Source organism: Sporolactobacillus vineae DSM 21990 = SL153 (genome assembly GCF_000377985.1).
In the GTDB taxonomy this organism is placed as follows: Bacteria; Bacillota; Bacilli; order Bacillales; family Sporolactobacillaceae; genus Sporolactobacillus; species Sporolactobacillus vineae.
Window position 1 is genome coordinate 17,287 of the sequence record NZ_KB899055.1, and the last position, 14,612, is coordinate 31,898.

The 14,612-nt window shown below is 43.6% G+C and carries 13 protein-coding genes; 6 read left to right on the forward strand and 7 right to left on the reverse strand.

Annotated features, from left to right (window positions below; all coding sequences use genetic code 11):
* Positions 1-19 precede the first annotated feature (19 nt).
* Positions 20-760 (reverse strand): SDR family NAD(P)-dependent oxidoreductase, encoded by a 741-nt coding sequence (locus D889_RS0112285; protein ID WP_010632451.1) that lies wholly within the window; start codon positions 758-760, stop codon positions 20-22.
* Between the two features lie 17 nt (positions 761-777).
* A complete protein-coding gene (locus D889_RS0112290; protein WP_010632452.1) occupies positions 778-1,980 on the reverse strand; it encodes an amidohydrolase family protein in 1,203 nt (400 codons plus the stop codon).
* Between the two features lie 694 nt (positions 1,981-2,674).
* Here D889_RS0112290 and msrA point away from each other — a divergent pair.
* From msrA to D889_RS0112320, 4 genes are all read left to right on the forward strand, one after another.
* Positions 2,675-3,622: a peptide-methionine (S)-S-oxide reductase MsrA gene (msrA, locus tag D889_RS0112305; RefSeq protein WP_010632453.1), complete on the forward strand. Its 948-nt coding sequence runs from the start codon at positions 2,675-2,677 to the stop codon at positions 3,620-3,622.
* Positions 3,623-3,925: 303 nt separating this feature from the next.
* Positions 3,926-4,570 carry a WxL domain-containing protein gene (locus D889_RS0112310; protein WP_010632454.1) on the forward strand — a complete coding sequence of 215 codons (645 nt, stop codon included), beginning with the start codon at positions 3,926-3,928 and terminating at the stop codon, positions 4,568-4,570.
* 46 nt (positions 4,571-4,616) lie between these two features.
* Positions 4,617-5,612 (forward strand): WxLIP family cell surface protein, encoded by a 996-nt coding sequence (locus D889_RS0112315; protein ID WP_010632455.1) that lies wholly within the window; start codon positions 4,617-4,619, stop codon positions 5,610-5,612.
* A gap of 28 nt (positions 5,613-5,640) precedes the next feature.
* Complete coding sequence (locus D889_RS0112320; RefSeq protein ID WP_010632456.1) at positions 5,641-6,939, forward strand: WxL domain-containing protein; 1,299 nt, start codon at positions 5,641-5,643, stop codon at positions 6,937-6,939.
* A 517-nt stretch (positions 6,940-7,456) separates the two neighbouring features.
* On the opposite strand, the gene D889_RS0112325 is transcribed toward D889_RS0112320, so the two are convergent.
* The 4 genes from D889_RS0112325 to D889_RS0112340 form a co-directional block, all read right to left on the reverse strand.
* Positions 7,457-7,732 (reverse strand): helix-turn-helix domain-containing protein, encoded by a 276-nt coding sequence (locus D889_RS0112325; protein ID WP_010632457.1) that lies wholly within the window; start codon positions 7,730-7,732, stop codon positions 7,457-7,459.
* A gap of 5 nt (positions 7,733-7,737) precedes the next feature.
* On the reverse strand, positions 7,738-8,235 hold the full coding sequence (locus tag D889_RS0112330) for a hypothetical protein (protein ID WP_010632458.1): 498 nt from the start codon (positions 8,233-8,235) through the stop codon (positions 7,738-7,740).
* A gap of 866 nt (positions 8,236-9,101) precedes the next feature.
* A complete protein-coding gene (locus tag D889_RS0112335) occupies positions 9,102-9,299 on the reverse strand; it encodes a hypothetical protein (RefSeq protein ID WP_010632460.1) in 198 nt (65 codons plus the stop codon).
* 120 nt (positions 9,300-9,419) lie between these two features.
* Positions 9,420-10,196: a 3-hydroxybutyrate dehydrogenase gene (locus tag D889_RS0112340; protein WP_010632461.1), complete on the reverse strand. Its 777-nt coding sequence runs from the start codon at positions 10,194-10,196 to the stop codon at positions 9,420-9,422.
* A 369-nt stretch (positions 10,197-10,565) separates the two neighbouring features.
* Between D889_RS0112340 and D889_RS15000 the strand changes: the two genes are divergently transcribed.
* Together D889_RS15000 and D889_RS0112350 are read left to right on the forward strand one after the other, a co-directional pair.
* A complete protein-coding gene (locus D889_RS15000) occupies positions 10,566-12,443 on the forward strand; it encodes a beta-glucoside-specific PTS transporter subunit IIABC (protein ID WP_010632462.1) in 1,878 nt (625 codons plus the stop codon).
* 13 nt (positions 12,444-12,456) lie between these two features.
* Positions 12,457-13,524 (forward strand): alpha/beta hydrolase, encoded by a 1,068-nt coding sequence (locus tag D889_RS0112350; RefSeq protein WP_010632463.1) that lies wholly within the window; start codon positions 12,457-12,459, stop codon positions 13,522-13,524.
* 210 nt (positions 13,525-13,734) lie between these two features.
* On the opposite strand, the gene D889_RS0112355 is transcribed toward D889_RS0112350, so the two are convergent.
* Positions 13,735-14,253 (reverse strand): hypothetical protein, encoded by a 519-nt coding sequence (locus D889_RS0112355; protein ID WP_010632464.1) that lies wholly within the window; start codon positions 14,251-14,253, stop codon positions 13,735-13,737.
* Between the last annotated feature and the right edge of the window lie 359 nt (positions 14,254-14,612).

Below are 14,612 nucleotides of genomic sequence, written 5' to 3' on the forward strand. Positions count from 1 at the left end.
CACAATATCGTTTTAAAAATCACCGACTCGTATAGCCGCCATCAACAACCAGAGCACTTCCAGTCATGAAAGAAGCGTCATCACTGCAGAGGAACAGAATGGGGCGGGCAATTTCCTCAGGTTTTCCGAGACGCCCAATCGGATGCATTCTGATCAAATCATCAATTGTCCCCTGAGGCCCTGTCTTGCCGTTTTCAAATTGTCTGTTCAGCAATGGTGTATCAACGGCACCGGGACAAACTGAATTTACACGAATACCATCTTTCGCCATCTCTATGGCCAGACTGCGCGTGAAATTCAGTATTGCAGCTTTGGATGCGGTGTAAGCTGTGAATAAGGCAGAGCCTACATAGGCAAGCTGAGAGGCTGTATTGACAATGACGCCGTGGGTCTCCTTCAGAAAAGGCAGTACTGCACGTGTAACAAGAAATACACCCTTTAAATTCGTATCCAGTACACGATCCCACGCGTCCTCCGTTGTCTGTTCCAGCGAAGCGACCAGTTCAATTCCTGCGGTATTTACAAGAATATCAATCTGTTTCTTTTTCTTAATAACCTTTGTGACTGCTTCTTCGACCTGATCCGCCTTCCGGATGTCTGCCTGATACGTATCACAGTCAAGATGTCTCAGTGCCTCACTCACTTTATAATCCAGGACAGATACGGCAGCCCCTTCGGAAATAAAAAGTTTTGCTGTAGCAAGTCCGATACCGGACCCTCCACCCGTAATAAGAACACTTTTATTAACAAAACGATTCATCGTTATCGCTCCATTTCTTAGTAGATTTTATTTCCCTTTTTATACAAAGTAAGTACCTTCGGCTGATCAAGCAGTGCATTGCGCAAACTTTTCGTATCGAGTAAAATCAGATCCGCATGACATCCTTCCTTAACGCCATACTGATTTAGTCCAAGTGCTTTCGCGGATCGGTAAGTAAGCATATCCAGAATAGTTTCAGCGTCCTGCGCTGTGCCCATCTGTGTCACTTCAGCGAACAAATAGGCCACGTCAAGAATGTTTCCTGTACCGAATGGTGTAAACGGATTCTGAATATTGTTGGTAGCGAAAATCACATTCACCCGCTGGCTCAGCAGAGTGTTTACCGGCGTTATCCCTCTTCTCACTTTTTCTTTGTCATGACGTCCGTTAATGTAAAGGTCCGTTGCAGGAAGTGCCACAACATTGATACGGGCATCGGCAATTTGTTCAGCGATATCACGAGCCATGTTATGTTCGACTGAACCTAGTGACGTCATATGCGCTACTGTGATTTTGTTTTCAAAGTGATGCTCTTTAGTCCGCTTGATGATCTCCAGTATGGAAAGGTCCTCAGGATTATCCGAATCATCAATGTGCAGATCCAGCGGCTTTCCATACTTTTCAGCCAGACGGAACACAAAATCAAGATGTTCATCCTGATCCCGGTCATTATAAGGAATACCGCCCACCACATCAGCACCCATCTTCAATGATTCTTCCATAAGTTCCTGAACATGCTTTTGGATGAAGATGCCTTCCTGCGGGAACACTACGATTTGCAGCGTAATCTGGTCTTTGTATTTCTCTTTCAATGCCATAATGGTTTCCATGGCCCTTAAATTGAGAATATCGTCAACCTCTACGTGAGCACGTATGGTGGTCACACCGCTTTGAATGCTCTTTTCAATCACCTTTGAAGCACGTCTGGCCATATCCTCTTTGGTGAACGACATTTTGAGTGCCGCAGTCATCTGGATCGCTTCCTGCAGAGAATGCGCATCTTTTTCCATCTTATTTAAAAGGTAAGCTTTTTCCAGGTGAATATGAGACTCATTGAATCCCGGAAGTACAACACGCCCATTCGCTTCAATAATCCGTTTTGCAGCAGGCATCTCACTTCCAGTATCCCGTATGTACCGAATAATGCCCTCTTCGACTCCAATGTCGATATTATTTTGAAAGTGAAGGCTCTTTGCATTATGAAACAACAGATCCAGCATTTTGATTCCTCCATTAATTATATTTATTTGTGTCTACTTAAAAAGCGAAGCATGCAGGTATTCCATTTATCATTCAGCCTCTTGGCCATGCTGCAGCTTCCCTTCACCCAGTTTGAAACTGATCCAAAAGGTCATAAGTAAATCTGGCAATACCGGTCTGACCAGTTATTGATTAATAGTTTATCATCAACTTTTTTATAATTCCATCATATGTAAGATAATCTTACACGAAAAATCAAACCGCATCGAAAAAAAAGCTGCTGAGTTCAAAATGAACGGACCCACTAAAGTTGACTTACCTTTGTCAAACTTTAGGGGGCTGTTCAAGTCGTCCATATCATAAGATTTCCTTTTTAAAAGTTATTCCTCAGCTATCTTTTATATCTCAATATCTGTCTTCCAGTGAACAATGAATAGTCCTTAGGCGGGATTGTATTACTGATATCAACGTACACAAGATTGTTTTTGAGCTGGAATTTTACTGCTCCACCTTTATTAAAAATATCTATTTTAACTTTATTATTGCTTAGCTAGATTGCAACAATAAACAGAATAACAGCAGTTATCAGTGTCAACTGTTAATATTTGATAGGAAGCGAGGGACCGGGGGTATGCTAAAGACAGGCTTTTCCAGAGGGAAGCATTCGCACACCCGGACGGGAAGGTGTACATTAAGCATACAGAGGTGATGGACATGATTGAAAAAGCGACGTTTGCAGGCGGCTGTTTCTGGTGTATGGTTCATCCGTTTGATCAGGAACCAGGGATCTTGAAAGTCATTTCAGGTTATACAGGCGGATCAACGGTCAATCCAACTTATGAAGAGGTCTGTTCAGGAACAACCGGACACCGGGAAGCAGTTGAGATCACTTTTGATTCCGATATTTATCCGTACCGGAAACTTCTGGCACTTTACTGGCAGCAGATTGATCCGACAGATCCGGGCGGACAGTTCCACGACCGCGGCTCCTCCTATCGAACAGCCATTTTCTATCATTCTGAAGCACAGCGGAAGGCAGCTGAAAGCTCAAAAAAAGAACTTGCGGAGAGCGGACGTTTCAGCAAACCGATTGTCACGGAAATCGTGCCCGCCGGCCCCTTCTATCCGGCTGAGGAAAAACATCAGGATTATTATCGGAAAAGCCCTTTTCATTACCGGCTGTACCGTCAGGGATCGGGACGCGAGGATTTTATCCGGAGCCACTGGAGCCTGAAGAAAGATGAACAGAAACTTCGTGAAAAGCTGAATGAGATCCAATATCACGTGACGCAGGAGAAAGGCACGGAGCCGCCGTTTCAAAACGCGTACTGGAATAATAAACGGCAAGGCATTTATGTAGATATCGTGTCGGGGGAACCCCTGTTCTCCAGCACCGATCAGTATGATGCGGGCTGCGGCTGGCCGAGTTTTACCCGGCCAATCAGTGACAGCCGGCTGACGTCGGAAACAGATACGCGTCACGGGATGGTACGGACAGAGGTACGGAGCCGGTATGGCAACTCCCATCTCGGTCATGTCTTTGATGACGGTCCGGCCCCTGGCGGCCAGCGCTACTGTATCAATTCTGCCGCGCTGCGCTTTATCCCGAAAGAACGTCTCGATGAGGCAGGATACGGGGAATATAAAGGACTGTTTCATTGAACTTCAGGCTTCGGGTGCTGCCCGGGCAACTGCCTGCTGCTTGCGGTAAGTGAAACACATCGCATGGCGCGTAAACAAACCGTCATAACTTTTTGTAAAAAAGGTATAATTATCAGCTGTCATATTGATAAAATAGTCTTAGGTAAAGATAACCAGTCCCTTTCATGAGACGTGTGGTCTTTTCCTAAGCGTGAACCATTAAATGAAAGCGCTCTAATATCCGCATTTCGCAACAATTTGGCCAGTGCGTATTCTTTCCGTGGAGTCATGCGGAGCAAAGGATTTCAAAAGGAGGAACTTAAGATGCGCTATATAAAAGTGATACTCACAGGATTACTATTGGCAGGCCTGTGGGTCGGGATCAGTCCTCAGGCTTTCGCGGCGGAGCCGCAGTCGTCTGCCACACAGGCGACAGTCACCTTCCAACCGGAGGATAACGGGGGTTCGGGAGTCAATACCGGAGCGTTAAGGCTGGACAAGGTGCCGGATATTTTTAACTTCGGGACACAGACCCTCTCCTCACAGCCACAGGATTATAAGCTAAACACGGAAAGCCAACCGACTTTAACCGTAACGGATAACCGGGGAACGGGCGCCGGCTGGGAAGTCACTGTGCAAGCACCTAAATTGCAGACTCCATCCGGAAAAACATTGGACGGGGGGAATATCGTCATTGATCAGTCGCAGAATCTCAACGGGAATGGAAGCGTATCGCAGCCGCCGACAGTTTCCCCGTCTGTTACAGTAGATACCGCGGATACGAGCGGCAATCCTGTTCCTGTCGTTATTGCAGGCGCTCAGGCAGATCAGCATCAGGGAATGGGAACCTGGGCGATCAACTGGGAATACAATCAGGTTCATCTGAAAATCAACCCTGGTGAAGCGTTCAGCGGGGAACCCTATACAACGACGATCACCTGGACTTTGAACAATACTCCGGTTGAGTAATACCGGGGGTATGTTTTTTCGTAAACGAGAATGAGGTGTTCATCAGATGAAAACGATTAAATGGCTGTCGGTTCTTGCCTGTTTTGCCATCTGCCTGGGTACAGGAAATATGGCCCATGCGGCTTCTACACATTTTTCAGTGACCGCCATCATTCCGAACAATCAAATAGATAAACGTCAAACTTATTTTGACTTAAGAATGGTACCGAAGCAGACTCAGACGATTCAGGTGAGAATCGACAATACATCCGACCAGAAAATGACGGTCATTCCATCGATCATCAATGCAACAACGACGCTTTACGGAGATATCAATTATACGGACAAGCACGCAAAAATGGATGAAAGCATGAAATTCCCGCTGACGTTGATCGCGAAGCAGGTGCATCCCGTCACTCTGAACGGCCGCAAGTCCAAACTGCTTCATCTTCGGTTAGTTATGCCAAAAGAAAAGCAAAATGGCGTGATACTGGGAAGCATTCATTTCATTGAAAAAAACCATTCGGCGGTAAGGGCGCAAAAGCACCCAACCGTTTTGGTTCAAAACCAATATGCTTATGTCATTGGTCTGAAACTGAATGAAGGAACGGCAGTTCAGCCCGATCTTCATTTCAAGTCGATCAAAAAGCAAATGCTGAACAATCAGGAAATTATGTCAATTAATATTCAAAACAGCAGACCTGTCATCGTTCATGACCTGTCTGTGAAGACTCAGCTCATGAAGGCAGGGTCTGAAAAGATCTTGCAGTCCAGTACCAGGAAGAATATGCGCATGGCGCCGAACTCAAATTTCGATCTGCCGATCATCCGGAATCCCGCCAGTCTCCACCCCGGAAAATATGTCGTACACCTTTCCGCTGAAGCGAACGGGAAAAGTTGGACAGCTGACAGGACTTTTGTCATTAAAGGAGATGAAACCGCGCCCACGCATCGCCTGTCACCAGATGCACCCTTCTATAAATGGCTAGGAGGCGCAGTTTTTATCGTATGTATTGCAATCATTTTTTACCTGCTTGGCAAGCGGCAGAGAAAGAAAGAGTAGAAGCAGAGAAAAAAGGACGGACGAATAAATGAAGAAATTTCTTTTGCTTTTTCTGCTGACCGTGTTCTCTTTTTTTACGCTGAATATACACAGCAGTGATGCAGCCGCCTCCCCTGTGGCCATGAATCCCCTTTCCCTGACGCACCAGCCAAATGACTTTACGGGAGGGACGGTCGTGCTGCGCTGGGATGGAACAGCCAACGTGGCCGCCATCCTTGATTTATCCAATATAAGTTATACGGTCCGTTTCACCATTCCTGAAGAATTACGCTACCTGATGAAAGATGCGGCCAGGTTCAAGAATAATCTATCTGCGTCCTATCGCTATCCCTTTATTAATCTGCTTGGAATCATAACCGGTTACGGAACGCAAACGGTAAACAGCGATGAGATACAGATCGACGAAAGTACAGGAGATGTTTCCTTTTCCGTGAGCTATGCTCATGTCAGTCTGCTGAACTTAATCGGTACAGTGAATGTTTCGCATTCACTGACCATTCATCTCGATCAAATGGGCGTGACAAAATTGCCTCCGAATCCGGCAAAAGAATTGATGTTTACAGGCACGATCCTTGATCAGACCTCCTCCGCCTCACTGCCGACATGGTATCGCAAGATTGGGATCCATTTAATCGATTCGACCGCAGATGCCAATAATGTACTGGTTCTTCCGGTCGGAAACCACGGGGAACCCTTCGAGCCTTTAAGACAGGTCAGGGTCATTGATGAAGAGACCGGGGATGTCGTTCCGGACGCAATGGTGACCGTAACGGTAGACACGGTGAACAGTGGCGATCACTTGTGGCTGGCCGGCGATTACCTAGTCACCTGCCAGGCGACGGACAGCTACGGTCTCACTGCCACCCGAACCTTTACCGTACGCATCGTTCCCGGAGGATTATCGTTTGTAAACGTCCCCTCTCAGCTTACCTTCGCAACGACTGTGATTTCATCAGAACCGCAGTGGATTGCAAGAGAAACCCCGTCCGACTGGGTCATCGAAATAGAAGATTTACGCGGCGAGTCGGAAGGTCAGTGGTCCATTTGGGTAAGTGCCATCCCGCTCATAAATGCGTCGGGTAAATCCCTGAAGCCCGGGACATTATCTGTTTATGGGAGGGCCGGCGATTCCTCTCAAATGACGGCTCAGTTAGGGGACGGTGAAAGCCATAAAGTCGCCAGCGGGACGACCCATCCGGTCGATCATGGACATAAAACAATGACCTGGAGTAATGACAGCGGGCCGCTGCTGCATGTATCCCCGGGAGACGCCTATACGGGAACCTATCATTCTCTTTTAACCTGGACGTTGATAGATGCCCCCTGATCTCAACAGGCTCTCTTTTTGGCTGTGTTAATGGTTGTTGGTTTTTCCAAAGCAGGAACGATTGTTCTATACTATAAGTGGAAACGAGTGTTCGATGTGATTCTCAATGGTATTCATTCATGAGACATTTGCCGAATTGCAGCATTATTCAGATTTCTGATAAAAAAGGTACGACAAAATGAACTGACCTCCTAAAGTTGGACAATAAAAAATCTAACTTCAGGGGGGTAGTATGATCAAGCCTTGATTTTCAAGGTTTTGGATCACCCTACTCCGCCTGTGGGCGATGAAGCTCATAATGATACACGCTTTTAGTCAGCTTCATCACCCGGCGAATATCACTCAGAGAGTAGTGCCGCCTCAGCTCAGTAACTACTTACGTTTGCTCCGTTCGTGTTGCTCGACGATCTGACGAAAAACTCGGTAGTCAAAGCCCGATTGACCATCGGATTTCGACTACCGAGCAAGCAGCTTATGTCCAACTTTAAGTGTTCAGATCAGTTTAACTAGGATACTATTATGCAAATGTCTTTATTTCTAATTGATTATTTAGTTTTTTAAAAACTTGCTCATAGTCTTTCCAATCAACTGAAGGATCACCAGATTCAATTTTTGATAAAGTTTCCAATGATACATTCGACTGTTTAGATAGCTCAGATCTTGATAATCGTTTATTATTCCTTCTTTTGAAAATTTCTCTTCCCAATCTTGCTTGATCACTGTCTAAGTATTCTCGCACTTCAGGAATTTCTCTTGCTTTTTGCTTCAGTTGTTCAAATTGATTCTTTGCCATTGAAATCACCCCTCTAAATATGGTTTCAAAAGGCTATCTTCATTTTCTAGTATCTTTTCATGAAGCCTTTTAGCTTCAGATTTTTTTAAATCAGTTGGATCATATGCAGGATGCTCAGGCGGATTTTTTATAAATGCAGCAGTAAAAATATAAAATTGATGACCTCCATATTGATATGGAAAAAATATTGAACGAAAATGTACGCCATTGTAATCTACCCTAAATTCACAAACTGGAGCATCATGTAATGGTTTTGCAATTGTTCTTCTAATTTTTTTGATCCGTTTAGGTGTAACGATTACAAATGTATGATCAAATCCCACATCGCCCAACTCTGTTACTGGAAACTCATCAGCGTTTTCTAATGATTCAAATCCTTGCTGGATAAGAGACACAACAGTTTTGTCAAATTCTCCATTTTGAGCCTTATCAAATAATTCGTATATATAATTTAGAGTTTTGCTTTTCTCTGGCGACTCTTCCCAGAAAATCAATTGTGCCATTATTATTCTCTATCGACAATTAGTATATGACTTACTTACAGAAATTATACATCAAAATGGTTAACAACTAAAACTTGAAACATCAAAAACAGCCTTCATGCCTTGTCAGATACGGGGGAATGCAAAAATAAAAGCATGAATACCGAACACTCGGTATAATTGAAGTACCCACTTCCAATTAATCGAGGTCTATTCATGCTATGAAAAGTATATCACGAAATGATGCTTCAGCCGTTGGCATTTTTGCTTTTGTTCAAACCTTTTTTACCCGGTTTCATTTGGCACAAATAGCGCGGGCTTCCCGGGCCACAACGCGACAGCTCATCGATTTATTTCAGGAGGCTTTCGAGAATGACTCGTTCTGTCTGAGAAAATCATGGATCAAATGATTGAAGGGTTTCTAGCAAAACTGCCGGCCAGTTATCAGAATCGTTTGAAAAGAGTGGCAGGTTGAGCTAATTTATTCTATGAAAACATAGAACCAGCAAGAGATTGAGACACTTTTCTATCTTTTAAGTTTTAGTTATTTATCGTTGCTATGTTCTATTTTCACCGTCGTTGCTTCAGTGAATTCATTTTTTCATCTCTGGATACTTATGCTTCGCCGACACTAAGTCACTCAGTCAACTTAGTTTTCGAAATATTCAAATAGGCTCTATAAGCAATAAGTGCCTTCCCTGTGACACCAACAAATGTTTCCCGGAAAGCATTTAGGAAAACGCGTGATGTCAGAAAGCCCATCTGATACTGATGCTTAGCTATTACTTTCTGACAGTGCATAAAGAAGGCTGAGCTTCCCTCAATATAAAAAGGAGATCTCCATCAATCGGAAATCCCCTCACCACATTTGCAGGATCGCTTCACCCTTATTCCGTTTGCACGTCTTCACCAAGGATGCTTTTCAGATGCTCATCGAAATGCTTATGAATCTCCTTGAATTTCTCGCTGAACTCGGCCTCCGTGATGACCCCTTTTTCCACAAGCAAGTAAAAAAGTGCTGTAATCCGCTCATAGTTCAGAACCGCTTCGGATCCCAGTTCCGTAATGATCTCGTCGTTGTTCATTCCCAGTACCTCACCTTCTCATTTTACAGGTACAAGCAAGATGCCCTACAAGGGCGCCTGACATACATGAGAAACATCGGTTGAGACAGGCTTTTTGTGAAAATATGCGAAACTATCCCTTTATTGTGCCGTATAACCACCGTCAAGCACTACCGCTTGTCCGGTAATGCCGCGCGCTTTGTCACTGGCCAGGAATGCAGCGTAATCGGCAATTTCCTTCACATCCAGCAATCTTTTCTGCGGAACGAACGGATATATCACTTGTTCCAGAACCTGATCCAGAGGAACGTGACGTGCCTTCGCTAATCCTTCCAGCTGGCCGCGGACCAGTTTTGTCTCCGTATAGCCCGGGCAGAGCGCATTCACTGTAACCCCGAAAGGCGCACTTTCAAGAGCGGCGACCTTGGTCAACCCGATCACACCATGCTTGGCACTGTTGTATGCCGCTTTATTTGCAAAACCGATCAGCCCATTGATCGATGCGATATTTATGATTCGCCCATATTTTTGTTCCTTCATGAACGGCAGAACATTCTTGATCGCGATAAAAGGCGCAACCAGCATAATGCGGATCATCAGTCTGAACTTGTCTGTCGGGAATTCCTCAATCGGCGCCACATGCTGCAGACCCGCATTATTGACAAATATATCAATATGACCAAACTTCTCTTTGGTGTTTTGAACTAATTGCTGTATTTCATCTTCCTGAGTGACATCCGTCTTCATCGCTGTGACAGTGTAACCTTTATCCCGAAGCAACTGCGCCGATTCATTGGCTGCCGCCTCATTGATATCGGACAAAACGACAGTTGCCCCTTCTTTCGCAAAAGTTTTTCCGATCTCAAATCCAATTCCCCTGGCAGATCCCGTGATAATAGCGACTTTATTCTGAAGCATGAAGGTTACCTCCAATATTCTGTAATCGCTTACAATTAAATATCTAAACAATGCTCAAAAAGGTTCATAACGAACATCGTTGAGCATCATTGTTTGGTCGACTATCATTATACACATAACGTTCACATATTCAATGAATCTGCCTGGCAATCCCCTCGGTTGACGTTATGAATTATCCTTGCCCATAGCCTACGGAGGACATTACAGTAATGATCTTCAATTGAGTTGAAGTGATATTCTCATACCAGCCTGTTCCACTGTCGATCATTTAAAACGCACCATCGAGTAGTAAATTCAAATAAGAGTCTGCATCCAGTTCATGACTATTTTTCAGTACATCAATTGTGGCCTCATTAAAATCCCTGATACATGAAAACGTCTGTTCCAGAGATTCAAAATATTGGTGGATACGGAAATATCCAGTCCATTGATCACTGCGCTACACGTCTTAGAATTTATTTAAGAGATGAGAGCCTCTTCAACATCGAGGCGGTCAAAAAATTGGATGGGGTTTTCGGTGCGCAAAAGGTGAATCGTCAATATCAAATTGTCGTTGGCCAAATTGTACCTGAACTTTGCGCCATAATAAAAAGTGGTGCTGGCATATCCGCTCCCGCATCAGCAATAAAGGAACCAAAAGCTAAGAAAACATCAATCAAATCACTTTTCGGCAGTTTCATGGAAATGATCGCCGGCTGCTTTGCACCAATCATCCCGGCACTCTCTGCGGCTGGTTTTATTAAAGTCATTTTGATCATACTGCCAATGATCGGGTGGATGAATGAGAAGGGCCAGACGTACTATATACTGAACTTAGCATCTGATGCGGTATTTTATTTCATGCCCGTTGTCCTAGCCTATACTTCAGCCAAAAAGTTCAAAGCCGATATCATTTTATCCCTGATCATCGCACTCATGATGCTGCATCCAAATTGGGTATCATTAGTTGCTCAGGGGGGTACCGCCCATTTCTTCGGACTGCCTGTTGCACTCGCTAATTACAATGGATCAGTAATACCTATTATCCTAAGCGTCTGGATTCTTTCAAAATTGGATCCTGTTGTTGAAAAAATCGTGCCTAAACTCGTTTCCAGTTTATTAAAACCGTTTGTTCTATTACTGATCATGACGCCGATTGTCTTTGTCGTAACTGGTCCTCTCGGCTATATTATTGGTGAGGGCCTGGCAAAATTAATTACACTCGCTTCGAGTCAGGCAAATTGGCTGATTGTAATGCTGCTGTGCGGTTTCAGTCCGTTTATTGCAATGACCGGCATGCACTTAGCTTTGATCCCTTTAGCATTAAGTTCAATACATGATAATGGTTATGACACCATCATATTAGTCTGGTTCCTTTGCAACACCATTGCTCAAGGGGCCATGGCTCTCGGTGTACTTCTGAAAACGAAGAACCCCAAATTACGCGAGTTAGCCATTCCTGCAGCAATATCCGGGCTGCTCGGAGGCATTTCAGAACCGGCGATGTACGGAATAGGATTTAAGATGAAGAAACCCCTGTACGCAGCAATGATCGGTGCAGCCGTATCCGGCCTGTTCGCCGGGCTGATGAAATTAAAAGCCTACGCATTCGGTTCCTATACACTCTTGGCTCTGCCATCCTTTGCTGCGCATAACAACATCAGTAATTTATGGGTTGCCGTCATCGCTTCAACGATTTCAATCGTTGTCACGATCGCCGCAGTATGGATCCTTGGATTTGATGATTCTGTTTATGAGATGGATCATGATGTAACCATTAAGGACAAAAAGTCGCAAGGAAAATCAACTACTGAAGATATCGATTCTCCGATTAGTGGCCAAGTCATTGATGCGGCTCAAATAAACGATAAAGTCTTCTCATCCAATTCTATGGGGAAAACCATGGGCATTATTCCGAATGATGAGGTGATTCATGCCCCGTTTGACGGAATCATCACTGCTGAATTTCCAACAAAACATGCCATAGGAATGAAATCGGATAAGGGCGTAGAAATATTAATTCATGTTGGCATTTATTCTGTCGAGCTTAATGGAGAAGGATTCGAATCCTATGTAAACAAAGGAGATAAGGTCAGTCGAGGTCAGAAGCTGTTAAGATTTGATCGTCAGGTTTTTAAAGAACATCACATCGATGACACCGTTGTCATGGTCGTTCTCTCATCCGGAAATAAAACCTATGAGGTGAAACACTATCACACAGATCAGGCTTGCTCAGCTGGCGACCAACTGTTAACAATCACGATTTAAGAGGTTATGAAAAATGATGAAGGAAACAAGCACAATAACGACTGTAAATGAATTAGATGTCTCTTTTGAGAAGACGCTTAAACGGTTTGATGACCATTCAAAGGGCTGCCTTGATCCTGCAGAGACAGATATTCTGCAACAAAAAATGAATAACAGACGACAAACGCTGAACAGTGCTGCCGATTCTCTTATTTGGGAAAGAAACCGCAAAGATAAATACAGTACCGATTTAACGAAGAGTGTCATCGACGAGAAGGCCATACTCCTTGACTTTCCCGACTATAAATTAATCGGCTATTTGTTCCGCCCGCAAAAAGACAAAAGAGCACCTATGATTCTATTTGTGCATGGTGGAGGATTTGTTGCCGGCAAAATCAGTTTCTACCGAAACCAATGCCGACTGCTTGCTGAAGCTTCTCAGCAAAAAGTCCTATTTGTTGAATACCGCCTGGCTCCGGAAAATGTATTCCCGGCACAAATTGAGGATATCGTTAATGCAACGAATTATGTTCTGGCAAATGCGGACGTATTCCATGTATCAAAAAGCAAAGTGGTTTTAGTCGGAGACAGTGCAGGCGGGAACATGATTAACAGCGTGGTATTAAAATTGACAAAGGAAAAAATAGCACTGGTTGTTGAACTGTACTCAGTCACTGACATTGATATCATCGGCAATCACACTTATGCCTGGGATTACTCCATGTACCCGGTTATTGATCAGCAGAAAAAGATGGTCATTGATCGCTTAAATCGATTTAAGAGTGGAACAAACCAGCTAATCTCCTACTATCTTGGCGGGAGAAGTGAATTTACAAAATATCCTCAAGTTTCTATTAATTATGCTGCAGATGAGCAGCTCAGACTGTTCCCAGGAACTTTGCTTATCGAAGCTGAGTATGATTACTATAGAGTAGCTATGGATATTTTTGCAGCAAGACTGTCTATGAATAATGTTGACCTTTCCGTGATTGAATACTGCGGAGTCGATCACGGGTTCATTGATCAATTAGGGCGGCTGCCGCAAGCTGAAGATGCGCTAATCACTATCGGACATGCCATATCTGAGCTGTCACCAGATTAATTAATCAATAAAAAATAGTAAACGGACACTCTAATGTCAGATTATCTACAAGCGCTGACATGAGAGTGTCCTTTTTTTAATTTATGAAATTAGCCTGTGAAGATACAATGATCACTACCAATGTGCCGCACATGCCGGATGTACCTCTAAAAAAATCGGGAAGATTTAAAACCTTCTCGATTTGATTTAAAGAATAATATTAGATCATGATTAGTGCTGATTGCTGGATTGCATTTGGCTGATAATCCTATCCGTACTTTTAGAAACATTACGTGAATCTTGAAAGCTGGCAATTGCCTGCTCCACTTGTTCCGATAGTTCCCGTGCATGATTGGCTTCAAAGAAGGGCAGATTTACTTTTTTCTCGACACCAGAACGCTCATACGAAAACGTAGTGAGAATCCCACTTCCAAAGATCAGGAAGCCGATTAATAATAAAATTAATGCGCCAATGCCCATGCTGCTGAAAGATGCAAGGCCTCCAATAAATATCAAAGCCCCCAGTGCCATCCGTCCCAGTTTATAGGAAGATGAAGTGTAGACGTTTGACAATGCTTGAAGCGGCGAACTGTCTTTCTGTAATCCAGCTGGAATGAGTCCAAAAAGAATCGTATTTGGAATCTTTACCCGTAGAAATTGATCATCAACAAAGATATTGCCTTTGACCCAGAAAGCAGCCAAGCTTACAGAAAAATCTTTATTCTTACTGATTGTGTTACTTTCGACCATGATCAACCTTCTCTCTAAGTTTCTTGAATTTTTATGTATCTAATTTACTGATATTATAGCACTGTTTTACGCCTAATTAAATGTAATTAAGGTAAATTTTGTATAGACTGGATTATATTCAAGAAAGGAGCGCAGCAGCCATGGAGATTCCAAGACTCTTCACCCAGACTCTGCTGTCCTTAATGGGCACAATCATTAGCATTCTGTGTTAAAAAACACAGCGTCATTGATCGATGACATTGGTCGTGATCAGACTCGTATGTGTTAAACTATAATCATTCAATGAAATTAAATTTCACAAGAATCATCAGATCAAACGAAACTTTATAGATCTTTCATTATTTTCAACCACCATCATT